This window comes from Streptomyces sp. Q2 (assembly GCF_056820935.1).
In genome coordinates this window covers 25,260-50,510 of record NZ_JBXEJE010000032.1, presented here as the reverse complement: position 1 = coordinate 50,510, position 25,251 = coordinate 25,260, and the positions used below count along the sequence as shown (strand labels likewise).

At 70.8% G+C, this 25,251-nt stretch carries 21 protein-coding genes and 1 pseudogene; 11 read left to right on the top strand and 11 right to left on the bottom strand.

All coding sequences use genetic code 11. The features are described from left to right. Positions 1-58: 58 nt before the first annotated feature. Positions 59-484, bottom strand: a complete 426-nt coding sequence (gene dtd / locus ACWBNA_RS31925) for a D-aminoacyl-tRNA deacylase (protein WP_383866644.1) — start codon at positions 482-484, stop codon at positions 59-61. Positions 485-639: 155 nt separating this feature from the next. Between dtd and ACWBNA_RS31920 the strand changes: the two genes are divergently transcribed. The 3 genes from ACWBNA_RS31920 to ACWBNA_RS31910 all read left to right on the top strand — a co-directional run bounded on the left by ACWBNA_RS31920 (position 640) and on the right by ACWBNA_RS31910 (position 3,633). Continuing rightward, positions 640-1,209 carry an RsiG family protein gene (locus tag ACWBNA_RS31920; RefSeq protein ID WP_482707993.1) on the top strand — a complete coding sequence of 190 codons (570 nt, stop codon included), beginning with the start codon at positions 640-642 and terminating at the stop codon, positions 1,207-1,209. A gap of 72 nt (positions 1,210-1,281) precedes the next feature. Next, complete coding sequence (locus tag ACWBNA_RS31915; protein ID WP_482707992.1) at positions 1,282-2,253, top strand: asparaginase; 972 nt, start codon at positions 1,282-1,284, stop codon at positions 2,251-2,253. 111 nt (positions 2,254-2,364) lie between these two features. Further along, positions 2,365-3,633 (top strand): GNAT family N-acetyltransferase, encoded by a 1,269-nt coding sequence (locus ACWBNA_RS31910; RefSeq protein ID WP_482707991.1) that lies wholly within the window; start codon positions 2,365-2,367, stop codon positions 3,631-3,633. A gap of 254 nt (positions 3,634-3,887) precedes the next feature. On the opposite strand, the gene ACWBNA_RS31905 is transcribed toward ACWBNA_RS31910, so the two are convergent. Next, a complete protein-coding gene (locus ACWBNA_RS31905) occupies positions 3,888-4,073 on the bottom strand; it encodes a hypothetical protein (protein ID WP_482707990.1) in 186 nt (61 codons plus the stop codon). 157 nt (positions 4,074-4,230) lie between these two features. Here ACWBNA_RS31905 and ACWBNA_RS31900 point away from each other — a divergent pair, with 157 nt between their 5' ends. Further along, positions 4,231-5,148, top strand: a complete 918-nt coding sequence (locus ACWBNA_RS31900) for a winged helix-turn-helix domain-containing protein (protein ID WP_482707989.1) — start codon at positions 4,231-4,233, stop codon at positions 5,146-5,148. A 57-nt stretch (positions 5,149-5,205) separates the two neighbouring features. Here the strand turns inward: ACWBNA_RS31900 and ACWBNA_RS31895 are convergent, their stop codons facing one another. Next, positions 5,206-5,394, bottom strand: a complete 189-nt coding sequence (locus ACWBNA_RS31895; protein WP_482707988.1) for a hypothetical protein — start codon at positions 5,392-5,394, stop codon at positions 5,206-5,208. Between the two features lie 163 nt (positions 5,395-5,557). Between ACWBNA_RS31895 and ACWBNA_RS31890 the strand changes: the two genes are divergently transcribed. The 5 genes from ACWBNA_RS31890 (at position 5,558) to ACWBNA_RS31870 (ending at position 12,310) form a co-directional block, all read left to right on the top strand. After that, entirely contained in the window at positions 5,558-6,436 is an 879-nt protein-coding gene (locus ACWBNA_RS31890) for a GntR family transcriptional regulator (RefSeq protein WP_482707987.1), read from the top strand. Then, positions 6,436-7,155: an HAD family hydrolase gene (locus tag ACWBNA_RS31885; protein WP_482707986.1), complete on the top strand. Its 720-nt coding sequence runs from the start codon at positions 6,436-6,438 to the stop codon at positions 7,153-7,155. The genes ACWBNA_RS31890 and ACWBNA_RS31885 overlap by 1 nt, the downstream gene beginning before the upstream one ends. A gap of 205 nt (positions 7,156-7,360) precedes the next feature. Next, positions 7,361-9,556, top strand: a complete 2,196-nt coding sequence (locus tag ACWBNA_RS31880) for a phosphotransferase (protein WP_482707985.1) — start codon at positions 7,361-7,363, stop codon at positions 9,554-9,556. A gap of 26 nt (positions 9,557-9,582) precedes the next feature. Beyond that, positions 9,583-10,209 (top strand): TetR family transcriptional regulator, encoded by a 627-nt coding sequence (locus ACWBNA_RS31875; protein ID WP_482707984.1) that lies wholly within the window; start codon positions 9,583-9,585, stop codon positions 10,207-10,209. 67 nt (positions 10,210-10,276) lie between these two features. Then, positions 10,277-12,310, top strand: a complete 2,034-nt coding sequence (locus ACWBNA_RS31870; protein ID WP_482707983.1) for a HelD family protein — start codon at positions 10,277-10,279, stop codon at positions 12,308-12,310. Between the two features lie 55 nt (positions 12,311-12,365). On the opposite strand, the gene ACWBNA_RS31865 is transcribed toward ACWBNA_RS31870, so the two are convergent. Further along, a complete protein-coding gene (locus tag ACWBNA_RS31865) occupies positions 12,366-13,253 on the bottom strand; it encodes an NAD(P)-dependent oxidoreductase (RefSeq protein ID WP_482707982.1) in 888 nt (295 codons plus the stop codon). 49 nt (positions 13,254-13,302) lie between these two features. Between ACWBNA_RS31865 and ACWBNA_RS31860 the strand changes: the two genes are divergently transcribed. After that, on the top strand, positions 13,303-13,641 hold the full coding sequence (locus ACWBNA_RS31860) for a winged helix-turn-helix transcriptional regulator (RefSeq protein WP_482707981.1): 339 nt from the start codon (positions 13,303-13,305) through the stop codon (positions 13,639-13,641). 217 nt (positions 13,642-13,858) lie between these two features. Here the strand turns inward: ACWBNA_RS31860 and ACWBNA_RS31855 are convergent, their stop codons facing one another. The 3 genes and pseudogenes from ACWBNA_RS31855 to ACWBNA_RS31845 form a co-directional block, all read right to left on the bottom strand. Further along, positions 13,859-16,255, bottom strand: coding sequence for an ATP-binding cassette domain-containing protein (locus ACWBNA_RS31855; RefSeq protein ID WP_482707980.1), 2,397 nt, complete (start codon positions 16,253-16,255; stop codon positions 13,859-13,861). A gap of 82 nt (positions 16,256-16,337) precedes the next feature. Then, positions 16,338-16,754, bottom strand: coding sequence for a VOC family protein (locus ACWBNA_RS31850; protein WP_482707979.1), 417 nt, complete (start codon positions 16,752-16,754; stop codon positions 16,338-16,340). 174 nt (positions 16,755-16,928) lie between these two features. Then, positions 16,929-17,345, bottom strand: a pseudogene (locus ACWBNA_RS31845) (helix-turn-helix transcriptional regulator); the annotation flags it as partial. Between the two features lie 166 nt (positions 17,346-17,511). Between ACWBNA_RS31845 and rox the strand changes: the two are divergent. Further along, the gene (gene rox / locus ACWBNA_RS31840) at positions 17,512-18,948 is read left to right on the top strand and encodes a rifampin monooxygenase (protein ID WP_482707978.1); all 1,437 of its coding nucleotides are present in this window, start codon (positions 17,512-17,514) and stop codon (positions 18,946-18,948) included. 204 nt (positions 18,949-19,152) lie between these two features. Here rox and ACWBNA_RS31835 read toward each other — a convergent pair whose 3' ends face one another. The 4 genes from ACWBNA_RS31835 to ACWBNA_RS31820 all read right to left on the bottom strand — a co-directional run bounded on the left by ACWBNA_RS31835 (position 19,153) and on the right by ACWBNA_RS31820 (position 25,120). Beyond that, complete coding sequence (locus tag ACWBNA_RS31835; protein WP_482707977.1) at positions 19,153-22,467, bottom strand: S8 family peptidase; 3,315 nt, start codon at positions 22,465-22,467, stop codon at positions 19,153-19,155. A 178-nt stretch (positions 22,468-22,645) separates the two neighbouring features. Continuing rightward, positions 22,646-23,713 carry an ABC transporter permease gene (locus tag ACWBNA_RS31830; RefSeq protein ID WP_482707976.1) on the bottom strand — a complete coding sequence of 356 codons (1,068 nt, stop codon included), beginning with the start codon at positions 23,711-23,713 and terminating at the stop codon, positions 22,646-22,648. Continuing rightward, positions 23,710-24,648: an ABC transporter ATP-binding protein gene (locus tag ACWBNA_RS31825; protein WP_482708056.1), complete on the bottom strand. Its 939-nt coding sequence runs from the start codon at positions 24,646-24,648 to the stop codon at positions 23,710-23,712. The genes ACWBNA_RS31830 and ACWBNA_RS31825 overlap by 4 nt, the downstream gene beginning before the upstream one ends. 4 nt (positions 24,649-24,652) lie before the next feature. Beyond that, complete coding sequence (locus tag ACWBNA_RS31820; protein WP_383876309.1) at positions 24,653-25,120, bottom strand: GntR family transcriptional regulator; 468 nt, start codon at positions 25,118-25,120, stop codon at positions 24,653-24,655. Positions 25,121-25,251 lie beyond the last annotated feature (131 nt).

Genomic DNA, 25,251 nt, shown 5'->3' with positions numbered 1-25,251 from the left:
GTCCCGGAGTCCCGGAGTCCCGGAGTCCCGGAGTCCCGGAGTCCCGGGTTTTCGGGGTTCAGATCTCGATCTGGACGGTGAACGGGCCGTCGTTCGTCAGCGACACCCGCATTTTCGCGCCGAAGCGGCCCGTCTCCACCGTCGCCCCCAGGGAACGCAGCTGGGCGACCACCTCGTCGACGAGCGGCTCGGCCACGTCGCCGGGGGCGGCCGCGTTCCAGGTGGGGCGGCGGCCCTTGCGGGCGTCGCCGTAGAGGGTGAACTGACTGATGACCAGGAGCGGGGCGTCGATGTCGCTGCACGACCTCTCGTCGGCCAGCATGCGGATCGACCACAGCTTGCGGGCGAGCTGGGCCGCCTTCTCCTTGGTGTCCTCGTGGGTCACGCCGACCAGGACGCACAGTCCCTCGCCGTCGATCTCCCCGACCGTCTCGCCGTCCACGACGACGCTCGCGCCGTCCACCCTCTGCACCACTGCTCGCATACGACCATCATGCCGGGCGGCGGACGGTGCTCCGCACGTGCCATTTTTTGCTGCTTACCCGGCCATCTGGGGCCGTTCGGGGGCACTCGGTCACATAGCGGCCACTTGGGGTGGCACGATGCTTCCACATCCGGTCGAGGGGACGGTAGAGGCACATGAGCACACCGAGTATCGGGGGGCGGCTGGGAATTCAGCGGCCGCCCGTCCAACGCATGGGCAGCCCGGTGCTGCCCGCGGACCCGACCGAACCCGACCTGTCCCTGCTGAGCCTGCCCGAGCTGCGCACCCTGCGCCGGGACGCCCAGCGGGACGAGGCCGACCTCAGCTACGTACGGCGGCTGCTCCAGGGCCGTATCGACATCCTGCGGGCGGAACTGGCCGGGCGGTCCCCCGCGGGGGCGGCGGCCGTCGTCGACCGGCTGTCGGAGATCCTCGCCGACGCCCCGGCCCGGTACCGCTCCTCCGCCCGCCATGTGACGCTGGGCACCCCGCACGGCGAGGAGTACCGGCTGCTGGCCGCGGAGATGCTCGCCGAGGTCGAGCTGTCGGACCTGCGTGCGCGCACCGACCTGGAGCTGAACACCGCGATGGGCCGGCTGGTGCGGTACGAGCGGCAGGTGTCCCGGCGCCGGCAGCGGCTGCAGCGCACGGCGGACGGCTGCAGTGCGGAGATCACCCGCAGGTACCGTGAGGGGGAAGCGCAAGTCGACGACCTGCTCACCTGAGGCGGCGGCCGTACCGGCGATCCCGGGGCCCGCTGTCGGGGCGGGTCACCTGATCCCCGGAGGCCACCGCCGATGTCCCAGTCCCGTTCCGCCGCCCTGCCCGCCATACCGCCCGTCCTCGCCGAGGTCGTGCGCTCCGGGTTCGTCGAAGGACGGCACCGGGGCAGTCTGGTCCTGCTGGACGCGGACGGGTCGGTGGAGCTGGCGCTCGGCGACGTGACGTCCCCGGTCTTCCCGCGCTCCTCCAACAAGCCCATGCAGGCGGCGGGCGTCGTGCGGGCGGGCCTGGACCTCGCGGGCGAGCGTCTGGCGCTGGCCGCGGCCAGCCACTCCGGGGAGCCCTTCCACCGCGACCTGGTCCAGAAGATGCTGGACGAGCACGGCCTGGGCGAGGCCTCGCTGCAGTGCCCGCCGGACCTGCCGCTGGACGCCGAGGAGCGCGAGACCTACCTGGTGTCGGGCGGGGTGCGGTCCCGCGTGACCATGAACTGCTCCGGCAAGCACACGGCGATGCTGGCGGTGTGCGCGCTGCGCGGCTGGCCGCTGGACACGTATCTCGCGGTCGATCACCCCTTGCAGCGGCTCATCCACCAGGTTGTGGAGGAGGCGGCGGGCGAGCAGGTGGCCGCGGTGGGTACGGACGGCTGCGGGGCGCCCCTGATGGCGATCAGCCTGACCGGCCTGGCCCGCGCCTACCGCACCTTCGTCCACGCCGACCCGGGCACGGCGGAACGCCGGGTCGCGGACGCCATGCGCGCCCACCCCGAGTACGTCGCCGGCACCCGCCGCCCCGACACCTGGCTGATGCGCGAGGTGCCCGGCACCCTCTCGAAGATGGGCGCGGAGGCGGTCCAGGCGGTCGCCCTGCCGGACGGACGCGCCCTCGCCTTCAAGGTGGAGGACGGCGGCGGCCGGGCACTGGGGCCGGTGCTGGGGCGGGCGCTGGAACTGATGGGGGTGGACTCGCCGGTGGTGGAGCGGATCGGGCGGGCGCCGCTGGAGGGCGGGGGCCGGGTGGTGGGGGAGATCCGGGCGGCGTTCTGAGGGGCGGGACGGGCAGGGGCGGCGGGGGTGGGCCGGGGCGCGGGCACGGGGGTGAGGGCGGGGCGGGGAAACCCTCGCGACACCGCCACGCCGCCCGCCTACCGTGATCCCATGACCCACCCGAGCCGTCCCGACATCGACGTCCGCCCCATCACCGAGTCCGAGTTCCCCGACTGGATCCGCGCGGTGAACACCGGCTTCCTGCGCGAGCCCATCCCCTCCGAGACCGAGCTCGAAGCCCGTCGCGCCCAGTTCGAATCCGGTGACTCCGGCCGCTACCTCGGCGCCTTCGACAACGGCCGCTGTGTCGCCACCTTCAAGTCCTTCGCCCAGGAACTCACGGCCGTCGGCGGCGCGGCCGTCCCCGCGAACGCCGTCACCGGCGTCACCGTCACCGCCACCCACCGTCGCCGCGGCCTGCTCACCCGCATGATGGCCCGGGACCTGTCGGCCGCGAAGGAGCGCGGTGACGTCGTCGCCACCCTGATCGCCGCCGAGTACCAGATCTACGGCCGCTACGGCTTCGGCCCCGCCACCTGGATGACCGAGTGGACGGTCGACGTCCCGCGCACGGGCCTGGACCCGCGGCGCTCCGGCAGCCCCGAGGACGGCGGCCGTATCGACCTGGTGGACGGCGAGGACGTCCGCAAGCTCGGCCCCGAACTCCACGAGCGGGTACGCCGCGCGCAGCCCGGCGCGGTCAGCCGCGACGAGATGTGGTGGCGGGTCAACACCGGTGTCGTACGGTTCGAGCCGTCATGGAGGGAGCCGCACTACGCGGTGTACCGCTCGGCGAACGGTGAGGTCGAGGGACTGGTCTCGTACGCGGCCGACGACAACTGGCACGGCAAGCTGCCGCACGACACGGTGTCCGTGAACTGGCTGCTCGCGGCGAGCCCGGCCGCCGAGCGCGCCCTGTGGCGTTACCTGTGCTCGATCGACTGGGTCACCAAGGTGAAGAGCGGCTGGCGGGCCCCCGACGACCTGCTTCCTTTCGTCCTGCCGAACCCGAGGGCGGCCACGGCCACCACGCAGGGCGACTGGCTGTGGGTGCGGATCCTGGACGTCGTACGAGCGCTGGAGGCGCGGACGTACGAGGCGGAGGGGACGCTGGTCCTGGAGGTGGCCGACCGGGACGGCCTGACCGGCGGGCGGTACCGGTTGGAGGCGTCGGAGGCGGGCGCCTCCTGTACTCCGACGCGGGAGAACGCCGACCTCACGCTCGACGTCGGCGACCTGGCGGCCCTGTGGCTGGGCGACGAGTCCGCGGTGCGGCTGGCGGCGCTGGGCCGGGTCCGGGAAGGACGAGCGGGCGCCGGCCGGTTGGCCGACGCCCTGCTGCGTACGTCCAGGCGGCCTTGGTGCCCGGACATGTTCTGAGACCTCCCTTCGGCCGACGACCGTTGCTAGTTGCTAGTTGCTAGTTGCTGTTTGCTGAGTGCTGCTTGCTCATTGGTGCTTGCTCTGCATCCGTAGCGAGCTGTTCGGTTGTGGCTGTGCGGTGTCCGTAGCGAGCTGTGAAGTTGTGGCTGTGCTGAGGCTGTTCGGTTGTGGCTGTGCTCGGTGGTGACGGTGTTCAGTTGTGGCTGTGCAGACGGAACGGGCTCCCGGCTCCCCTCCGGAAGGGAGCCCGATCAGCCGGACTGGGCGAGCAGCATCACGAGGATCACCGCTCCGATGCCGCCGATCGCGGCGCTCTTGGTCTTGACGCCGACGGTGAGAGCGACGAAGGCGACGATGCCCATCGCACCCAGCTTCCACTGGACGAGTGCTTCGAAGCCGACCGCGAGGGCGGCGATGGCGAGAGCGATGAGCGGCATGGCGGTCCCCTCTGTTTTCGGGACGATGGCCAACCTCGTGGAAGTTTGACCATGTTGCTCAAGTTGGTGACCAACTTCACTGTACTTCTCTCCACTTGGAAGCGACTCATAACCACCTTCACTTGAACTGCCGAAAGATGGCGGGAAGTTGTAGTGTTTGGTCGTGGATCCGAAACACCCGGCCGTCAATGGGCGGAAGAGGTCACAACGGCCACAGAGGACACATCGCGAGGTGGCCGACGAGCTGCGTGCCCGGATCCGGTCCGGGGCACTGCGGCCGGGCCAGCGCATGCCCACCCAGGCCAGGCTGGCCGACGAGTTCGGGGTCGAGCGGGGGGTCGTACGGCAGGCTCTGCACATCCTGCAGTCGGAGCGCCTGCTGACCAACGTTTCCAAGGGGAGCCCGGCGACCGTGGCTCCCGACCTGGGCCTGGGCGGGGCGCCGACCGGTCCCGCGGCGCCGCCGCTGCCCACCACGGCGGCCCTCGCCCCCCGTATCGCGGCCGCCTTCGCGGCCCCGCACGTCGAGATCGACGCCCTCTGCCTGACCTCGGTCTCCCTCACGCTCGCCATCGGGGAGCCGCTGCGTCAGATCCACGCCGGGGAGCTGAAACCGGCCAAGATCGACGTCCGGGTGCTGCTGCCGAGCCGGGACATCGACCTCGCCTTCCCGGTCCCGGTCGAGGACCACGGCTACGGCCCCCCGGTCCAGAAGCGCTGGCTGGCCCACCGCAACGCCCAGGGGCAGGTGCTGAAGCACAACCTGCTGGCCCTGCGCTCCACCCACGGCATCGACGTGCACGTCTCCTTCCGTGCGCTGCCCTTCACCCCACCCGTCAAGCTGTACCTGCTCAACGGCGAGGAGGCCCTCTTCGCGTACTACACGCTGACCCGGCGCGCGACGGAGTTCGACCACGGGCAGCTGGAGATGTACGACGCCGAGGGCACCCGGTCGATGCTGTTCTCCTTCGCGCAGGGCGCCGGCCTGCGCGACACGACGTTCGTGGAACAGTCCCACCTGTGGTTCAACGCACTGTGGGAGACGATCAGTTCGGAGCTGCTGCTCACGAGCTGATGTCTCCCACAGTGGCTGATCGGGGCACCGGTCGCTCATCCGAGGACACCGGTTCGGTCACAGGGCGGGCCGTGTGACCAGCAGTGCGAGCATGACCGCCCCGACGGAGCTGACGGCCGGGCTCTTGGCCTTGATACCTACGGTGAGCAGCAGCAGGCCGATGATGCCGGCGACGCCGTACTTCCACTGGACGGTCTGCTCGACGCCGACGACGAACACGGCGCAGAGGAGGGCGAGGACAGGCACGGTGGTTCCCCCTTCGGGCTTCCGGGGCGGGACGGAACAGGAGGCAAAACTTCCGCCAACTTGACCAAGTTGGCAACCAACTATGGTTATGTTGTCCCCACTTGGCAGCTATCCATAAACAACTTTCAAACAACTCCCCACAGATGGATCGAAGTTGTAGCGTTTGGTCGTGACCCAGGAGAACGTGGCAGTGAACGGCAGCAGAAGGCTCTCCCCTCAGGAAATCGCCGACATCCTGCGCGAACGCATCCGCGTGGGTGACCTCAAGGCGGGCCAACGCCTCCCCACCCAGGCGGAACTCGCCGAAGAGTTCAGCGTGGAGCGGGGCACCGTGCGACAGGCCCTGCGGGTGCTCCAGGAGGACGGGCTGCTCAGCAACGTGAGCAAGGGGAGCCCGCCGCGGATCGCGGAGGTCACCCCGACCAGCGAGGAGCCCCAGCCGACCATGGTCGGTCTGGCCTCCCGGCTCACAGCGGCCTTCTCCGCGCCCGAGGTGCGCATCGACGCGGCGTGCCTCACGGCGGAGTCGCTGATGCTGGCCCTCGGCGAGCCGATCCGCCACATCCACGAGGGCCGCATCCGCCCCCGCTCGATCGACGCCCGCATCCTCCTGCCGTCCCGGGACATCACCCTGGCCTTCCCGGTCCAGGTCGACGGCGGCGGCGACGACGATCCGGTCCACCAGCGCTGGCTGGACATGCGCAACGCCCAGGGTCACGTCCTGCGCCACAACCTCCGGGCCCTGCGCTCCTCGCACGGCGTCGACGTGCGCATCTCCTTCCGCGCCCTGCCCTTCACCCCGCCGGTGAAGCTGTACCTCCTCAACGGCACGGAGGCGCTCATGGCGTACTACATGGTCACGCGCCGCGAGGAGCCCTCGGACCACGGCACCCTCGACATGTACGACGTCCTCGGCACCGAATCCCTCCTCTTCTCCTTCGACAGCGCGGCCGGCCCGCGCGACGCCGCATTTGTGGAGGAATCCCAGAAGTGGTTCGACGCCCTCTGGGAAACCATCACGACGGACCTGACACTCTCCTAGTGACTGCTGATACGACGCACGCTGAACGGGACTCACTGATCGCCTCCGCTCGGTACGTGCTCTGGGACCTGGACGGGCCCATCTGCCGGTTGTTCGCCGGATATCCCGCGCACGGCATCGCGCGTGACCTGGTGAAGTGGATCGACGGTTTGGGGATGGGGAGTCTGCTGGACAAGAAGGAACGATCCGCCACTGATCCCCAGGAGGCCCTGCTCGCCATCCACAGACGGCGGCCGGGCAGTGACCTCGTCCGCGAACTGGAGACGTGGCTCACCCGGCGCGAACTGGCCGCCGTCCCGGCGGCGATGCCCACCCCCTATGCCGACCCGGTGATCAGGACGTGGGCTTCGGGGGACACGCGGTTCGCCATCACCACGAACAACGCGGGCGAGGCCGCCTCCGCCTACATCGAGACCCGTGGACTCGGCGACTGCTTCCGGTACATCGGCGGCCGCACGCCGGACCTCGACCTGATGAAGCCGAATCCGCACTGTCTGCGGCAGGCACTCACGCACATGGGTGCCCACGACCCGTCGCAGGCCCTGATGTTCGGCGACGCACCGACCGACTACGAGGCGGCCCGGACGGCCGGTGTCCACTTCCTGGGCTACGCGCGTAACGAGAAGAACCTGGCGGCCCTCCTGGCTGTCGGCGTCAAGCGCGAGTTCATCGTGAACTCCCTCGAGCAGGTGCTGGAGGTGGTGCGGCGCAGGCGATGACGCGAACAGGAGCAGGTGCCGCGCCGTCGGCCTGCCGGCAATCGCTCAACTGTTCGGCAGCTAGGGGATCGCCACACAGGCTCCACCAAACCTCGTATACCTCATTGAGACCATGAATCGCAGGACTCGAGTCGTACGAGCCCCGGTCCGGCGCTAGGCTCTGCATCACTTTCCGGAGCCTTGCACTTTGATCCAGGAGCAGCCGGTGGATGCGCGCTCTGTTCCATCGCCTCCCCCCGGGAGGGCCGGCACCCACGACCCGTACGTCGAGTTCGTGCGCCGGGCCCGGACCCACGGCGAGACGTGCGACGGTCACCACAACCAGAACTACGTGCTGCCGCTGACCGAGCCCATGGCGCGGTTCGTGGGGCGTCGGCCGGGCACGCCGGCGATAGTGCGGTTGCGGGCACGGGGCGTACTGCCGGTGGTGATCAGGACCTGGAACGAGGCGGACGTACTCGGTGCGATCAGGGGCCGGGTGCCCAGGGTTCCGGAATGCCTCGCCAAGCGGAACGGTTCCGCGGTGCACAGCTATGTGGAGGGCGTGCCCCTCTCCAGCATCTGCGAGAACGGCAAGCCGGTCGATTCGCTGCTGGTCGACGCGCTGATGGAGACCGTCGCGGGCATGTCCCAGGTCCGCAGGGACGTTCTGCCGGCCCTGCCGAGCGGTCTGCCGAGCGGCGCCACGGACAGCAGGGGTTTTCTGCGCACCCTGGCCCATCGCACCGACCGCGAGATCCGGCTGCCCAACTGGCCCGAGTTCGGTGGCCTCTTCGCGGCCCTGGGAGTGCCCTCCGACGCCCTCACCAGACTGGCCGAACTCGTCCCCGCCATGTCGCGACGGCCGCACAACCTGCTGCACACGGATCTGCACCGGGACAACCTCATCGTGTCCGAGGGTGAGGCTCCACTCGCCTGCATCGACTGGGAACTGGCCACGTACGGCGACCCGTTGCACGAACTCGCCACCCACCTGGTCCGTATGCGCTACCCGGTGACGCAGTGGGACGACGTGACCCGGGCCTGGGCGGCGGCCATGGAACGGCACCGTCCTTCGGCGGTCAAGGGACTCACCAAGGACCTGCGCCACTACCTCGGTTTCGAGCGGGCACAGTCCCTCTATCCGGACGTCATGCGCGCGGCGAGGTCGCTGGAGGACCGGCTCGACGACACCAGCCTGAACGCGGCGACGGCATCCGTCCACGCGGCCCTGGAGGCGGCCGCCGTTCCGCTCGGGCTCGCCAGGGTGCCCGGCGAGGCGGAGATCGAACGGGCCCTGATGCGCTGGCGCGACTCCCGGCATCGCCGGGGCGTCGGCTTCCGGCCGGTGCCGGCCCTCGCGTGGGAACCGGACCGGCGGGTGCCGGAGCATCCCGAGTTCCCGGGCACCGCGGTGCAACAGGCTCTGGTCGCGGAGGGCGCGGCCCGGGCGAGCCGCGTGTTCAGGGGCACCGCGCACCTGAACTCCGTGGTCAGGGTGCCCGGGGTGGACGCTCCGGTGGTCGTGCGGCGCAGGCTCACCTCGTTCTGCCGGCTCGAGCCCAGTCACCTCAGCGAACACGCGGTGCTGCAGGCGATCGAGCAGTCCGGGGCGGACGTGACGGCGCCACGGGTCCTCGCGCTCGGCACCAGCCACGCGAACGAACCTTTCGCCATCCACACCTATGTCGGACCGACGCACGGTGACCGGCCCCCCAGCCATCCGGTGAACGGACTGCTGCCGCACGAGGCCGACGGGCTCGTCAACCAGCTCCACGCCCTGACCGGCGTCGCCCACACGGGACTCGACCCCCTCGACGGGAACCTGGACTTCTACACCTGGCTGAGCCGGCAACTGGTCGAGCTGGTACGGCGGTTGCCCAGCCCGTCACAGCGACTGGCGAAGTCCCTCGGGTTGCCCGACGCCGACCGGCTGAGCGAGATCCTGGCCCGGCACCGGGTCACCGCGCGCACCCACGTCCTGCTGCACGGGGATCTGAACCCCTGGAACCTGGTCCGGCACTCCCAGCACGACGACCTGGCGCTGACCATCATCGACTGGGAGATGGCGATGGTCGGCGACCCGTTGTACGACCTGGTCCGGCACTTCCACCTCACGCCGACCCGGCCGGAGATCCGGGCCCGCATGTTCCGCCGATGGGAGAGCCTGCTGGACCCCGAGTACACCAAGGACTGGCGACAGGACTGGCGTGTCTACCGGTGGGTCGAGATCGTCCGCTCCGCGTACGTCGACCTCGACCGGCTCGTCACCGGGGCGGGCCTCGACGCTCCCAACGTGCGCCGCGCGGTCGACTCGTACGCGATGACCCTCGCCGCCGCCACCGCCTCCCTGGGCCTTCCGGTCCGGTCCGCGGCACACCCTCGGCTCACCCGGGCCCTGCCCCCGACCGTTCCGCGGTAGCCGGGCGGGCTGCGTACCCTCACCGCATGGCTGAGAACGGCGAGACGGGCCCGGTCGGGCTGCGCGAGCGCAAGAAGCAGCGGATGTACGAGACCGTGTCGGAGATCGCGATCCGGCTGTTTCTGGAGAAGGGGTTCGACGCGGTGTCCGTCGCCGAGGTGGCGGCCGCGGCGGAGATCTCGAAGCCGACCCTTTTCCGGTACTTCCCGGCGAAGGAGGACCTCGTGCTGCACCGGTTCGCCGATCACGAGGGGGAGGCCGCGCGGGTGGTGGGGCGCAAGGAGGCGCCGCCTTTGGTCGCGCTGCGGCGGCACTTTCTCGCCGGGCTGGAGCGGTGCGACCCGGTCACCGGGCTCAACGACCATCCCCAGGTGCTCGCCTTCCACGCCCTGCTCTACGGGACGCCCGCGCTGGTCGCCCGGCTGTACGGGTTCCAGGAGCGGTCGGAGGCCGCGCTGGCCGAGGCGCTCGGCGGTGGGCTGGAGGCACGGCTGGCCGCCGGGCAGATCGTGGCCGTACAGCGGATCCTCGCGCTGGAGAACTGGCGGCGGATCGCGGAGGGGGAGCGGGCGGCGGACGTGCGGGAGGACGCGATGGCCGCGGCGGAGCGGGCGTTCGGGGTACTGGAGGCGGGATTGCCGCGGCTGGCGTGAGCAGGCCAGTAAGCGGTACCGAGTTAAAAATTTAACTCAGTTACATTATTCCGCTACGCTTGCCGGAATGACGTCACCCGACCCTTCCCTCCAGGACGCCCTTCATCGCGAACGCGCCCACCACAACCGCTGCCGCGCCGCACTGACCGCCATGGTCGACGGGGCCGGGGAACACGTCGTCACCGGCGAGGACGTCTCCGCCTCCGGCGCGGACGCCGAGGTCCTCGGGTACCGGCTGCGCAGCCGGGCCAGACAGATGCGGGAACTGCCCGAAGGGCCGTTGTTCTTCGGGCGGCTGGACTTCGCGGGCGGTGAGCACGCCGGGCAGGAATACCACCTCGGGCGGCTGCGGATCAGCGAGCACCCCGCCGCCCCGCCCCTCGTGGTCGACTGGCGTGCCCCCGTCTCCCGCGCCTTCTACCAGGCGAGCGCCGGCGACCCGCGGGGCGTCGCCGTCCGCCGCCGCTTCGGCTGGGCGCCCGGCAGCCGGGGCGACTCCACCGACCTCACGGGGCTGGAGGACGAGCACCTCGGCCGGGGAGAGAGCCGCGCGAGCGACATCGTCGCCCGGGAGATCGAGCGCCCCCGGGTCGGTCCCATGCGGGACATCGCCGCGACCATCCAGCCCGAGCAGGACGATCTCGTACGCGGGGACCTGGCCCTGTCGGTGTGCGTGCAGGGCGCCCCCGGCACCGGCAAGACCGCGGTCGGCCTGCACCGGGCCGCGTACCTGCTGTACACCCACCCGCAGCGCATCCGGCGCGGTGGACTGCTGATCCTCGGACCCAACCGCACCTTCCTGTCGTACATCGCGGCGGTCCTGCCCGCCCTGGGCGAGACGGGCGTGCGGCAGTCGACGCTCCTCGAGGAGATCGCCCGGCACCCCGTCGGCGGCGCCGACGACGAGCGGACGGCCGCCGTCAAGCACGACGCCCGGATGGCACGGGTACTGCGGCGGGCGCTGTACGCACGGGTGTCGGCTCAGGGTCCGGCCGAGGCCCTCGCGGTGCCCGACGGGTCGTACCGCTGGCGGGTGAGCGCCGGTGAACTCGCGCGGATCGTGGCCGACGTACGGGCCGAGGAGCCGCCGTACGGTGTCGGGCGGGAGCGGGTGCGCAGTCGGGTCGTACGGAGCGTGCAGTTGCGGGCCGAGCGGCGGGCGGGACCGCAGAACGCCGCCTGGGTGCAGCGGATCTCGCGGTCACGCGTGATCGGGGGGTACGTCGACGCCGTGTGGCCGCGGGTCCGGCCCGAGGAGGTGGTGGCCGAACTCCTCACCGACCGCGAGGCGTTGGCGGCCGCCGCCGACGGGCTGCTGGACGTCGACGAGCAGAAGGCCCTGCTGTGGGCGAGGCCGCCGCGCTCGTGGAAGTCGGCGCGCTGGTCGGCCGCCGACCTCGTCCTGCTCGACGAGGTCGCCGGACTCCTCGAGCATCCGCAGGCGTACGGCCATCTCGTCGTGGACGAGGCACAGGACCTCTCCCCGATGGAGTGCCGGGCGATCGCCCGCCGGGCCTCCTTCGGCTCGCTCACCGTCCTCGGCGACCTCGCGCAGGGCACCACGCCCTGGGCGGCCCGGTCCTGGACCACGACCCTGCGCCACCTGGGGAAACCGGACGCGGCCGTCGTTCCGCTGACGACCGGCTTCCGCGTACCGAAGGCCGTCGTGGCCCTCGCCAACCGGCTGCTGGCGAGGCTGGACGTCGACGTCCCGGCGGGGGAGTCGCTGCGCGGGGACGGGGAGTTGCGGATCCGCCCGGTTCCGGCCGGTGACCTGCTCGGTGCGGTCGTGGACGCCGTACGGGACGCGTCGGCGCACGAGGGGTCTGTCGGGGTGGTCGCGGCCGACACGGACGTCGACCGGGTGCGACGGGCGCTCGACGCGGCCGGGATCCCGGCCGCGGGCCCGGACGCGCCGGCCGCCCGCGTGAGCGTCGTCCCCGCGACCCTCGTCAAGGGCCTCGAGTACGACCATGTCGTCGCCGTCGAGCCCGCGGCCATCGCGGAGGCGGAGGAGCGGGGGCTGCACCGGCTGTACGTGGTGCTCACGCGGGCGGTGTCCCGGCTGGAGGTGGTGCACGGACGGCCGCTGCCGTTCTAGACGCCCGACGCCTCCCTCGGCGCGACCTGTCAGCGCGGCCGCTCAGCGGGACCCCTCAGCGGCGGCCCAGCAGGTCCGTGACCCGCATGAACCCGTCCGTGCCGTGGCCGAGTCCGACGACTCGGCGGGCCAGGCCCTCGGTCGCGCGCATCACGCTCGCGTCGATGCCGTGGGACTCGGAGGCATGGACGATGTGCGCCATCGTCGACACCGCCGAGGTGATCGGGTTGAGCTCGCCGGAGAAGGTGCCGCTGTCGACGTCCCGAGCGAACTCCTCGAAGAGCGGCGGGAGGATCGCGGCGATGCCCTGGGCGAAGGGGGTGAACTCCCGGGCGGTGATGCCCTCCGCGCGTGCCACCGCCAGGGCGTGCGCGTAACCCGACATCGCCGTCCAGAAGACGTCGAGCAGGGCGATGTCGTAGGAGGCGGCCCGGCCGATCTCCTCACCGAGGTGGGTGTGGGTGCCGCCCAGCGCGTCCAGCACGGCCCGGTGCTCCTGGTAGAGCTCCTCGGGGCCGCTGTGCAGGAACACCGCCTCGGGCGTGCCGATGGTCGTCGTCGGCGTCATGATCGCGCCGTCGAGATAGCGGATGCCGTGGTCGGCCGCCCAGCCGGCCGTGTTCCGGGCGCGGTCGGGGGTGTCGGCGGTCAGGTTCACGACGGTGCGGCCCTTGAGGGCGTCGGTGACCGCCTCGCCTCGCAGGATGGCGTCGGCCGCGTCGTAGTTCACCACGCAGACGACGGTCAGCGCGCTCGCGGCGACCGCCTCCGCCGCCGACCGCGCGGCCACGGCCCCACGGTCGAGCAGCTCCCCTTCCTTCCCCGGCGTGCGGTTCCAGACCGTGACCCGCAGCCCCGCCTCCAGTAACGCGCCCACGAGGGCACGGCCCATCGGCCCCAGTCCGAGGACGGTGACGGCAGACTGGTCGGTGGACTTGGACATGCTTGAACTCCCTTGAGAACAGTGATGATTCGTGAGAAATGGGGCGAGGATGACGCGTGCGCGTGCCCGGGACCTGAACGTGTGTGGAGTGACCGCCGCGATCTCCGTGATCGACGGCAAGTGGAAGACCGCGCTGCTGTGGCTGCTGGAGTCCGGCCCGTACCGGCCGGGTGAGCTGCGGCGACGGCTGCCCGGGCTCAGCGAGAAGGTGCTGACTCAGGCGCTGCGCGAGATGGAGGAGGACGGCTTGGTGCACCGGGAGGTGCACGACGTGCTGCCCCTCAGGACCGAGTACTCCCTGACCGGGTTCGGTCGTGAACTCTCCGAGGCTCTGGCCCCCCTTTCCGACTGGGGCCACCGTCGCCTGGAGAAGCTGGCGGCCCCCTGACGGCCGACTGCTGTCCGGCCACCACCAGCCTCGTTCGTGCGGCCGGAGCTGCCAAGTACCCACAAATAAGTGGGTACTTGGCGCCCCGTCTCAGCCGCGTCCGGACGTCGCGGGAGGTGTCGACGCCGGAGGCGCCGATGCGGGAGGTGTCGACGCGGGAGGCGTCGACTCGGGCGCCCGGCCGCCGGGGCCCGCACGCTGCCCCCGAGGGAGCCGGTCAGGTGCCGACGTAGGCCGCCAGGTGCTCGCCGGTGAGGGTGGAACGGGCGGCGACGAGCTCGGCCGGCGTGCCCTCGAAGACGATCTCGCCGCCGTCGTGACCGGCGCCGGGGCCGAGGTCGATGATCCAGTCGGCGTGCGCCATGACCGCCTGGTGGTGCTCGATGACGATGACCGACTTGCCGGAGTCGACGAGCCGGTCGAGCAGACCGAGCAACTGCTCGACGTCGGCGAGGTGGAGGCCGGTGGTCGGCTCGTCGAGGACGTAGACGGGCTGGTCGCCGCCCTTCTCGGCCATGTGGGTGGCCAGCTTGAGCCGTTGCCGCTCGCCGCCGGACAGCGTGGTGAGCGGCTGGCCGAGGCTGAGGTAGCCGAGCCCGACGTCGGCGAGCCGGTCGAGGATGCGGTGCGCGGCCGGCGTGCGCGCCTCGCCGCTGCCGAAGAACTCCTCGGCCTCGGTCACCGACATGGCGAGCACCTCGCTGATGTCGCGGCCGCCGAGGTGGTGATCGAGGACCGACGCCTCGAACCGCTTCCCCTCACAGTCCTCGCAGGTGGTGGCCACGCCGGCCATCATCGCCAGGTCGGTGTAGATGACGCCGGCGCCGTTGCAGGTGGGGCACGCGCCCTCGGAGTTGGCACTGAACAGCGCCGGCTTCACGCCGTTGGCCTTCGCGAACGCCTTGCGGATCGGGTCCAGCAGCCCCGTGTACGTCGCCGGGTTGCTCCGTCGCGAGCCCCGGATCGCGCTCTGGTCGATCGACACCACGCCCTCGCCGGCCGGGATCGACCCGTGGATCAGCGAGCTCTTGCCGGAGCCGGCGACGCCGGTGACGACGGCGAGTACTCCGAGCGGGATGTCGACGTCGACGTCGCGCAGGTTGTTCGCCGACGCGCCGCGGATCTCCAGCGTGCCGGTGGGCTTGCGCACCGTCTCCTTGAGGGAGGCCCGGTCGTCGAAATGGCGGCCGGTGATGGTGCCGCTCTTCCGCAGCCCTTCGACGGTGCCCTCGAAGCAGACGGTGCCGCCCGCCGTACCGGCGCCGGGGCCGAGGTCGACGACGTGGTCGGCGATCGCGATCGTCTCCGGCTTGTGCTCCACGACGAGCACCGTGTTGCCCTTGTCCCGCAGTCGCAGCAACAGCTTGTTCATCCGCTCGATGTCGTGCGGGTGCAGCCCGATCGTGGGCTCGTCGAAGACGTAGGTGACGTCGGTGAGCGAGGAGCCGAGATGGCGGATCATCTTGACGCGCTGTGCCTCGCCGCCCGACAGCGTGCCCGACGGCCGCTCCAGCGAGAGGTAACCGAGACCGATCTCCACGAACGAGTCGAGGCTGTGCTGCAGCGCGGCGAGCAGCGGCGCCACCGACGGCTCGTCGAGGCCGCGCAGCCATGCCGCCAGGTCCCTGATCTCCATCGCACAGGCGTCGGCGATGGAGAGCTTCCCGATCTTCGAGGACCGGGCCCCCTCGCTGAGCCGGGTGCCCTCGCACTCCGGGCAGGTGGCGAACGTCGTCGCCCGCTCCACGAACGCGCGGACGTGCGGCTGCAGCGCGTCGATGTCCTTGGACAGCATCGACTTCTGGATCTTCGGGATCAGACCCTCGTACGTCAGGTTGATGCCGTCGACCTTGATCTTGGTCGGCTCCTTGTGGAGGAGGTCGTGCAGCTGCCTCTTGGTGTACGTGCGGATCGGCTTGTCCGGGTCGAAGAAGCCGCAGCCGGCGAAGATGCGGCCGTACCAGCCGTCCATGCTGTAGCCGGGGATGGTGAGCGCACCCTCGTTGAGCGACTTGGAGTCGTCGTAGAGCTGGGTGAGGTCGATGTCGGAGACGGTGCCCCGGCCCTCGCAGCGCGTACACATGCCGCCGGTGCGGTTGTACGTCGCCTTCACCGCCTTCTTGGCACCGCGCTCGACCGTGATGGCGCCGCTGGCCCGGACCGAGGCGGTGTTGAAGGAGTACGCGCTGGGCGGGCCGATGTGCGGCTTCCCGAGCCGGCTGAAGAGGATCCGCAGCAGGGCGTTGACGTCGGTGGCGGTGCCGACCGTGGAGCGGGGGTCGGCGCCCATCCGCTGCTGGTCGACGATGATCGCCGTCGTCAGTCCCTCGAGTACGTCGACCTCGGGACGCGCCAGTGTCGGCATGAACCCCTGCACGAAGGTGCTGTAGGTCTCGTTGATCATCCGCTGCGACTCCGCGGCGAGCGTGCTGAAGACCAGGGAGCTCTTGCCCGAGCCGGAGACACCGGTGAACACCGTCAGCCGGCGCTTCGGGATCTTGAGGCTCACGTCCTTGAGGTTGTTCACGCGTGCGCCCTGCACGCGGATCAGATCGTGGCTGTCGGCGACGTGCGGCGTCGACGGCCGCGTGTCCGTCCTCGTGACCGTGCTCATCGGTCCTCCATCTGTCGGGCGGGGCGCCTTGGCGGTCTCTGGCGGGTGCGATCGCCGGTACGGTGGCCGGCCTGCGGCAGGCTCACGTGCCGGGGCGCTGGTTGAAGCGCAGCATGTTGCCCGCGGGGTCGCGGAAGGCGCAGTCACGCACCCCGTACGGCTGGTCGAACGGCTCCTGCAGCACCTCGGCGCCCGAGGCCTGGATGCGCTCGAATGTAGCGTCGCAGTCGTCGGTCGAGAAGATGACGCCGCGCAGCATGCCCTTGGCCAGCAGCTCCGCCATGGCCTGCCGGTCCGCCGGCGAGGCGTTCGGGTCCGCGAGCGGCGGCTCCAGGACGATCTCCACGTCGGGCTGCGACGGCGAGCCGAGGGTCACCCAGCGCATTCCCTCGAACCCGACGTCGTTGCGCACCTCGAGTCCGAGCACGTCCCGATAGAAGGCGAGCGCCTTGTCGTGGTCGTCGACGGCGATGAAGCATTGTGAAAGTTTGACGTCCATGCGGCCACGCTACGGGCGGGCGGCGTCCTTCGCTTCTTCGTTTCTGACGGCTTCCGCGGCGCCCACCGGGTCTGCTTTCTTGACTGTTTTCGCGGCGGCCACCGGTTCGGTGTTCTCGACCGTTTCCGCGTGGCCCGGCGGTCCCTCGTTATTGACCGCTTCCAGGTTCCTGAGCGGTTCCAGGGTCCGGAGCGGTTCCGCGTTCCGGACCGGTCGCGTGAAGATCTTGGCGACGCAGGCCGGGATGGCCGCGCCCTGGTCGTGCGGGCGCGCCCGGTACGCGCTCGGGCTCTCGCCCACCAGCTCGGTGAACCGCGAGCTGAACGACCCGAGCGAGGTGCACCCGACGGCGAAGCAGACCTCCGTCACCGACAGGTCGCCGCGCCGCAGCAGTGCCTTGGCGCGCTCGATCCTGCGCGTCATCAGGTAGCTGTACGGGGTCTCCCCGAAGGCGGCGCGGAAGCTGCGGGAGAAGTGGCCGGCCGACATGTGGGCGGCGCGTGCCAGTGCGGGGACGTCGAGGGGCTCCGCGTAGTCGCGGTCCATCTGGTCGCGGGCCCGGCGGAGCCGAACGAGGTCCCCAAGCGTCACCGGACCAGCATCGCACGACCGGTGTGCCCACTCCTTGCCATGCTCAAGGTATAGCGCGGCGGGGGGCTTGCGGCAAGGCCCCGGTCGTGCCGCAGAATCGTCGGCCAGGGCCAGGACCTGCGGAAACGGCGGCCTGGATGTGTGTATCTCGTCAAATGGGGGCGCTTTGAAGACGGACGTGATCGTGGTCGGCGGCGGACCGACCGGCTTGATGCTGGCCAGTGAGTTGCGGCTGGCGGATGTGCGGGTGGTCGTGCTGGAGAAGCTGACCGAGCCGACCGAGCAGTCGCGCGGGCAGGGCCTGCACGCGCGCAGCGTCGAGATGATGGACCAGCGCGGTCTGCTGGACCGGTTCCTCGCGGTCAGTGAGAAGTTCCAGGTCGGCGGTCTGTTCGGCGGCATCGCCAAGCCGTGGCCGGACCGGCTGGACACGGCGCACCCCTACGGTCTCGCCACCCCGCAGCCGGTCACGGAGCGGCTGCTCAACGAACGTGCCCTCGAACTCGGCGCCGACATCCGGCGCGGCTGCGAGGTCGTCGGGCTGAGCCAGGCCGACGAGGGGGCCGGGGTGAGTGTTGAGCTGGACGACGGCACGAGCCTGCGCTCGCGCTACCTCGTCGGCTGCGACGGCGGACGCAGTGTGGTGCGCAAGCTGATCGGCGTCGGTTTCCCCGGCGAGCCCGCCAAGGTCGAGACCCTGTTGGGCGACATGCGGGCGACCGAGGATCCGGCGACGATCGCCGCCGTCGTCGAGGAAGTCCGCAAGACCCACCTGCGGTTCGGTGTCGTCCCCCAGGGGGAGGGGGCGTACCGCGTCATCGTGCCCGCCGAGGGTGTGGCCGAGGACCGTGCGGCCGCGCCGACCCTGGAGGACTTCAAGAAGCGGCTGCGGGCGGTCGCGGGCACCGACTTCGGCGTGCACTCGCCGCGCTGGCTGTCCCGCTTCGGCGACGCGACGCGGCAGGCCGAGCGCTACCGGGTCGGACGGGTGCTGCTGGCCGGCGACGCGGCGCACATCCACCCGCCGACCGGCGGACAGGGACTCAACCTCGGCGTGCAGGACGCGTTCAACCTCGGCTGGAAACTGGCCGCTGCGGTCAACGGCTGGGCACCGGAAGGACTGCTGGACAGCTACCACGCCGAACGGCACCCGGTGGCCGCCCGCGTACTGGACAACACCCGCGCGCAGATCACGCTCCTCGGCACCGATCCGGGTGCGACGGCGCTGCGGGAGCTGTTCGCGACGCTGATGGACTTCGAGGAGGTGAACCGGTACGTGACCGGGATGATCACCGCGGTCGACGTCCGCTACGACTTCGGCGAGGGCCATGAACTGCTCGGCCGGCGGCTGCGCGACGTGCGGCTGAAGCAGGGCCGCCTCTACGAGCTGATGCACGGCGCCCGCGGCCTGCTGCTCGACCGGACCGGCGGGCTCTCGGTGGCGGGCTGGGCGGACCGGGTCGACCACGTCGTCGACTCCAGCGAGGAACTCGACGTACCCGCGGTGCTGCTGCGGCCGGACGGCCACGTGGCGTGGGTCGGTGACGACCAGCAGGATCTGCTCGGCCACCTGCCGAAGTGGTTCGGCGCGGCCGCGGCCTGAGCGCCCGTGTCCTGTCTCAGGTAAGTCCGGGTAGCGCGAGTCGGTGACCTGCGGTGCCCGGAGATCAGTGAGACGGTTCAGCTTGTGTTCGTCTCGGCTGACTCCGAGCATTTTTCCGACGGTCAGCGGGTCCCGTTCACGGCAAGAGCGCCCGAGCCGGCCGAAGCCGACCCGGGCGTCCAACCAACACACGTGTACAGAGGCCTACTTGACGGTCCGATAGGCCCGGTGGATCGTCTGCTTCAGGGTGTTGCCGGCCGCGTCCGTGAGCGTCACGCGCAGAGAGACCGCGCCCGCCTTCGCCGGGTGACGCAGGTCGAGGCGCTTGCCGTCGACCGCCTTCGTCGGGTGCCAGGTCCGGCCGTCGTCGTACGAGACGGAGAAGGCCAACTTGCGGGCGGTGCGCGCGGTGGCCGCGCCCTCGACCGTGAACGGGACAGAGAAACGCGTACCCGCCTTGGCCGTGCTCGCCAGGCTCAGCTTGGGCGAGAAGCGGACCGCCGACAGCGGCAGCCGCTGCCCGGCACCGGTGACGTGCGCGGAGGTGAAGGTCCACTCGGCGGTGACCCGGGTGGAGACCGACGACAGCGAGGTCGGACGGGAGACGTCCGTCGTCAGGCGGTACGTGCGCTTGGCGGCGGGGAGTTCGTACGAGACCCCGGCCAGGTCGGTGTCCGCGGCGAAGATCTTCGTGCCGCCCGCGTACAGGGTGCTCCTGGCCTTGCCGTAACGGGAGTCGCCGACATGACCGGCGCCGTCGGAGAAGAGCGGAAGGTACGCCATGAAGGTGTCACCGACGCGGACCGCGCCCGGACGGTCCTCGTTGCCGGTCAGCGGGCCCGTGAGGTGCGGGCCGAAGACGCCGGTGTTGAAGCGCTCGGTGTACTGCTTGCCCGCGCTGTACGCCCGGGGGTTCGCGGTCCACTGGCCGGCGTCGTACACGGTTTCGCCGTCCGCGTCCGTGCCGCTCGTCTGCCAGAGGGCGTACCGCCATTTCACGCCCGGCAGGACGTACTCGGTGAGGGTGGCGGGCAGGGAGAACTCGGTCGGGTGGAAGTCGAGCCAGAAGCCGTCCCCCGGTGTGAGGGGCGCGGCGACGAGCGACCCCTTCTTGCCCTTGGCGGGCGCACCGGCGGGGATGCTGACCTTGGCGAACTGCGAGCGCTTCAGGTTCGCGGTGAAGCCGGACAGATCGCCGGTACGGTTCATCGCCGGCCGGTAGTTCGTACTGCCGTGCGTCCAGGTGCCGTTGTACTGCGCGAACGACTCGTTCGCGGGCAGCCGGGCGCCGAACTGCCCGACCCGCAGCTTGGCGAAGCTGCCCATGTCGTACGTGCTGACGCTCCGGTGCCCGTCGATGTCGAACCCGTAGTTGAGGGTGGCGGCGGTGTGCTTGGCCTTGGCGTCCGGCACGGTGATCCGGACCGGCTTGGCCTTGCGGGCGTCCATGACGAGGGTGGTGTCACGGGTGAGCGAGAACTTCGGGTTGAGGAGGAGGGCCAGGTCCCCGGACTCGGGGGTCGCGCCCGTATCGATCCGGCCTTCGAGGCTGTAACGCCCCTTGGGTAGCCGTACGGTGAACTCGCCGTCCGTGTCGTCGGAGTAGTCCTGCCAGATCTCGTTGTCCAGGCCCTGCACCCCGGTCTGCGAACGGGTGGCGGTCTTGCCCTGCAGGTCGAGGTGCTTGACCGTCAGGTCGTACGACTCGACCTCGCGGTGTACGCCGATGCCGGTCCGTACGGTCGTACCCGCGCCGTCCGTCGCGGTGACCGAGCCGCCGAAGCCGCCGTCGGCCGTGCCCGCGCCGCTGTCGGCGGTGACCTGGGCGGTCGCGGTGGCGCCCGCCGGAACCGTGAGCTGCTTCGGCGAGACCTCGAACATGCCCTCGGCGGCGGGCTTTCCGTCCTCGCCGTACGCCTCGGTGCTCAGGTCGAGGGTGAGGGGGCGGTCGCCGTCGTTGCGGTAGGTGACCGTCTTCGTGGCCGGCTGGTCGTCGGTGTGCGGCCACTGCTGGGCGGGGAAGCCGAGGGTGGCCGGGTTGGTGGTGAGCTGCTGGTCGAGGGCGCGGACGATGTCCGTACGGCCCGTGCCCTGCGCGAACGCCGAGACGCCGGGGGTGGGCTTGGCGGATGCGGTGAGCGCGGCCTTGATGCGCTCACCGGTCCAGTCGGGGTGGCGCTGGGCGAGGATCGCGGCGGCGCCCGCGACATGCGGGGTCGCCATCGACGTACCGCTCATCGAGACGTAGCCGTCGGCGGCCGGGTCGCCCTCCGTGCCCTCGGCGGCCTTCGCGGCGACGATGTCGACGCCGGGGGCGGTGAGGTCGGGCTTGAGGGAACCGTCCGCCGTCGGGCCGCGGCTGGAGAAATCGGCCATCGCGTCGGTGCGGTCCACCGCGCCCACGGTGAGCGCGGCGGCGGCGCTGCCCGGCGAACCGACGGTGCCGGCGGCGGGGCCCTCGTTGCCGGCGGCGATCACGAAGAGGGTGCCGGAGGAGGCGGACAGCTCGTCCACCGCCTGTTCGAGGGGGTCGTCACCGGGGCTGTCGGGGCCGCCCAGGCTCAGGTTGACCACCTCGGCGCCCTGCGCGACGGCCCACTGCGCACCGGCGATGACGCCGGACTCCTCGCCGTAGCCGCCGTCGTCGAGCACCTTGCCGCTGATCAGCCGGGCGCCCGGCGCGACCCCCTTGTACTTCCCCCCGGAGTGCGCGCCGGACCCCGCGACCGTGGACGCCACATGCGTGCCGTGACCCACCCGGTCGACGGTGTCCGCCGCCTCGGAGAAGTTCTTCGCCGCGTCGATACGGCCCTTCAGATCCGGGTGCGTGCCGTCGACCCCGGTGTCCAGCACGGCGACCTTGACGCCCGTGCCGTCGTACCCGGCCGCCCAGGCCTCGGGGGCACCGATCTGCGCGGTGCTCCGGTCGAGGGCCGCCTCGACCTTCCCGTCGAGCCAGATCCTCTCGACCCGGTCGGCGGCGGCCGACCTCTCCCGCGCCGTCCCCCCGCTCCCGGTGAGCGCCTCCCACAGGTCGGCGCCCTCGGACTTACGGGCCTTCAGCGCGTCGCCGTTGACGCTGGACAGGTCCCGGCTGACCCGGGCTCCGGCGGCGGACAGCGTGCTCGGCGCGAGGGTGCGGCCCTTGGCGTACGTCACGATCAGCGGGAGGTCGGGGCGGGCCGCGTCGCCGTAACCCCACTTGACCAGCTGCGTCACGTCGAACAGCCGCCGGTCGGCGGTGCCGTTCGCGAGGAGCCGCTCGGCATCACGCGGCACGACGTAGGTGCGGTCGGCGTCCCGCGCTATTCGGAAGGCCGTACCTTCCCGCCCCTTGCCGGGCCGCACACCGGTGACCTGTCCGGTGGGGTCCAGGGTGACCCGATCGCCGGTGACGAGGGTGACTGTCCTGGCCTTGCCGAGGGCGCCGGCCGTACCTGCCGTACCGCCGGCGGACTGTGCGGCCCCGGATTCCGGGGCACCGAGCAGGGCCGAGGCAAGGGCGGCGGCGACGAGCACGGCGAGAGCGGAAGCCTCACTCGTTCGCCTCTTACGGTGATTCAAGGCATGCCTTTCTCTCCGGACCTTCGGGCATGGCAGAGCAGCCCGGCGGACGGGACAAAGAAACAGAGGGGGAAAGAAAGAAACGGAGGGGGAAAGAGGCGCCCCTTCGCAAAGGGGCGCGGGGCGTACGACCTCAGACGAGCCGCTTACGACCCCAGAAGAAGAGGAACGCCACGACACCGGCGGTCAGGGCGAACAGAATCGACGCCCCGAACCACTGCATGGCGTTCATCTGCGACATCGGGAGGTAATCCACCGACCAGCCCACGACATCGGCCTTGTCCAGGCACACCTGCCGTGCCGCGTCGGTCTGCGACCCCGAACAGGTGCCCCAGCCCACCAGATCCCCGCTGCCGGTGACATACGACTGATCGATTTCGTAGGCGCCGTGGGGGAGCGACGGGGACACGTTCTCGCCTGTGACACCCTTGTTCGTCGTGACCGTGACGACGTTGCCGAGCGACAGCAGGAAGTAGCCCCAGACGAGCTGGAGGACGACGGTGAAACCGAAGGTGACCACCATGGCCGTCAGCGTGCGTCGCAGCACCACACCGATCGCCACCCCGCCGAAGACGGAGAAGAGGGTGAGGGCGGCAGGCACCGGGCCCGTCGTGTTGAACGCGGCGCCCGAGGTCCAGTCCATGACCGTGGCCTCGGACTTGACGGGGTTCCACCACCAGCCGAACACCGCCGACAACACGCCCGTGCTCACCACGACCACCAGTCCGGCCAGCGCCAGCTTCGTGGCGAGCCAGCGGGTCCGGCTCATGGACTGGGCGGCGACCAGCTTGGCGGTGCCGTTCTCCAGATCGCCCGCGATGAGCGGGGCGCCGAGGAAGACACCGAGCAGGATGGGTATCGCCTGGAGACCCGTGGAGACGAAGGACAACGCGTCGTTGTACTGCTGGAACCTGCCGCCCGCCTCGTCGAGGCTCTTGCCGGGATAGCCGTAACCGTCGAGGAAGTCGACCAGCTGGCCGCGCTGGTAGACGATCCAGGCCACGGAGAGCGCGGTGGCGGCGAGGATCGTCCAGAACGCGGCCCGGTGCTGGCGCCAGACCAGCCAGGTCATACCGCTGAGTCGGGGGCGCCGGTTGGCCTCCGTGGTGGTCGCGTTCATGGTCCCGTCGGTGGTCCCGTTCTTGCCGTCGCTCGTGGAGCCGGTCGAGGTGCTGGTCGAGCTGCGGGTGAAGGTGCTCATGCCGCCACCGCCCCGGTGCCGAACCCCTGGCCGTGGACCTGGGCGGTGGGGGTGATCAGCGGTGGTGCGTCGGGTGAGCGGAGATAGGCGAGCAGGAGTTCCTCCATGTTCGGGGCGTTTAGGTCCCAGGGGCCGGTGACCGGGCCCTCGGGGCGGATGAGCGCGGTGAACTGCCGTCCGCTGGTCCGGGACTCGACGAGGGTGTGGTGCCCGAGGGCGAGGGCGGGAGGCATGCCGTCACCCTCCTTCGCGCCCGTGACCAGGGTGTGCACGGACATCAGCTCGTCCACGTCACCGGCGAGGCGCACTCCGCCGCCGGAGACGACGACGAGGTAGTCGCACACGTTCTCCAGTTCGGCGAGGACGTGGGTGGACATCAGCACGGTGGTTCCGCGCTCGGCGGCCTCGGCGAGGAGGGTGCCCATGATCTCGTGGCGCACGACCGGGTCGAGGTCCGACATCGGCTCGTCGAGCATCAGCAGGTCGGGGCTCTTTCCGAAGGCGAGGGCGATGGCGACGCGGGTGCGCTGGCCTCCGGAGAGGGTGCTGATCTTCGCGTCGAAGGGCACGTTGCCCGCGCGGATGATGCCCTCGGCGGCGCGCTGGTCCCAGCCGGGGTTCAGCTCCCGGCCCAGACGCAGGGTCTCCGCCACGGTGAAACGGCGGAACAGGGGCTTCTCCTGGGCGAGGAACGCTGTGCGCCGACCGGACTCCACCGAGCCCGGAGCCTCACCGAACAGGCTGATCGAGCCGTTCGTCGGCTGCAGGACATGGGCCGCGATGCTCAGCAGCGTGGTCTTGCCCGCCCCGTTGGGTCCCACCAGGCCGCAGATCCGTCCCGCCGGGAGCCGGAAGGAGCAGTCCCGCAACGCCCAGCCCCGCCGGTAGCGCATCCCCAGCCCGTACGCCTCGATCGCCGGTTCCCCCGCGTACATACCTTCACTCACCTGTGCTCCTGGTTGTCGTGGCCCCCGTGGACCCCGTTGTCGTGGACCCCGTTGCCGCCACGTTCCCGGCGGCGTACTGCTTCTCCATCGCCGACGCGACCAGCGCGGCCACGTCCTCCCGCTCCAGACCGGCCCCGGCCGCCTTCGACATCCACGCCACCAGCTCCGCGTACAGCGGCGAGTCGGTGCCCGTCTCGGGGCGGCCCAGCGTGCGGCGTACGAAGGTGCCCTGGCCCGGTCGCGGTTCGACCAGGCCCTCGCGCTCCAGCTCGCGGTACGCCTTGAGGGTGGTGTTCGGGTTGACCGTGCTGGTCTCGGCGACCTCCTTGGCGGTGGGCAGCCGGTCACCCGGCACGAGTACGCCCAGCCGGAGGGCCTGCTTGGTCTGCTGCACGATCTGCTGGAAGGCGGGGACCCCGCTCCGCCTGTCGATGCGATACTCCACGATCACCACCACCATTCCACTACTTGATTAGTGGAATGATGATGGAGGGGTGCGAGGACGGTTGTCAATGCCGACCGGGGACGAGGAGAAGCGGGTGGGAGGTACGCTGACCGTCTTTTTTCCAGGCGTCGCGCTGTGCCTGTTGC

Coding starts and splice junctions, on each gene's coding strand:
- dtd (WP_383866644.1), bottom strand. CDS start 484: ATGCGAGCAGTGGTGCAGAGGGTGGACGGCGCGAGCGTCGTCGTGGAC.
- ACWBNA_RS31920 (WP_482707993.1), top strand. CDS start 640: ATGAGCACACCGAGTATCGGGGGGCGGCTGGGAATTCAGCGGCCGCCC.
- ACWBNA_RS31915 (WP_482707992.1), top strand. CDS start 1,282: ATGTCCCAGTCCCGTTCCGCCGCCCTGCCCGCCATACCGCCCGTCCTC.
- ACWBNA_RS31910 (WP_482707991.1), top strand. CDS start 2,365: ATGACCCACCCGAGCCGTCCCGACATCGACGTCCGCCCCATCACCGAG.
- ACWBNA_RS31905 (WP_482707990.1), bottom strand. CDS start 4,073: ATGCCGCTCATCGCTCTCGCCATCGCCGCCCTCGCGGTCGGCTTCGAA.
- ACWBNA_RS31875 (WP_482707984.1), top strand. CDS start 9,583: ATGGCTGAGAACGGCGAGACGGGCCCGGTCGGGCTGCGCGAGCGCAAG.
- ACWBNA_RS31870 (WP_482707983.1), top strand. CDS start 10,277: ATGACGTCACCCGACCCTTCCCTCCAGGACGCCCTTCATCGCGAACGC.
- ACWBNA_RS31865 (WP_482707982.1), bottom strand. CDS start 13,253: ATGTCCAAGTCCACCGACCAGTCTGCCGTCACCGTCCTCGGACTGGGG.
- ACWBNA_RS31860 (WP_482707981.1), top strand. CDS start 13,303: ATGACGCGTGCGCGTGCCCGGGACCTGAACGTGTGTGGAGTGACCGCC.
- ACWBNA_RS31855 (WP_482707980.1), bottom strand. CDS start 16,255: ATGAGCACGGTCACGAGGACGGACACGCGGCCGTCGACGCCGCACGTC.
- ACWBNA_RS31850 (WP_482707979.1), bottom strand. CDS start 16,754: ATGGACGTCAAACTTTCACAATGCTTCATCGCCGTCGACGACCACGAC.
- ACWBNA_RS31830 (WP_482707976.1), bottom strand. CDS start 23,713: ATGAGCACCTTCACCCGCAGCTCGACCAGCACCTCGACCGGCTCCACG.
- ACWBNA_RS31825 (WP_482708056.1), bottom strand. CDS start 24,648: ATGTACGCGGGGGAACCGGCGATCGAGGCGTACGGGCTGGGGATGCGC.
- ACWBNA_RS31820 (WP_383876309.1), bottom strand. CDS start 25,120: ATGGTGGTGGTGATCGTGGAGTATCGCATCGACAGGCGGAGCGGGGTC.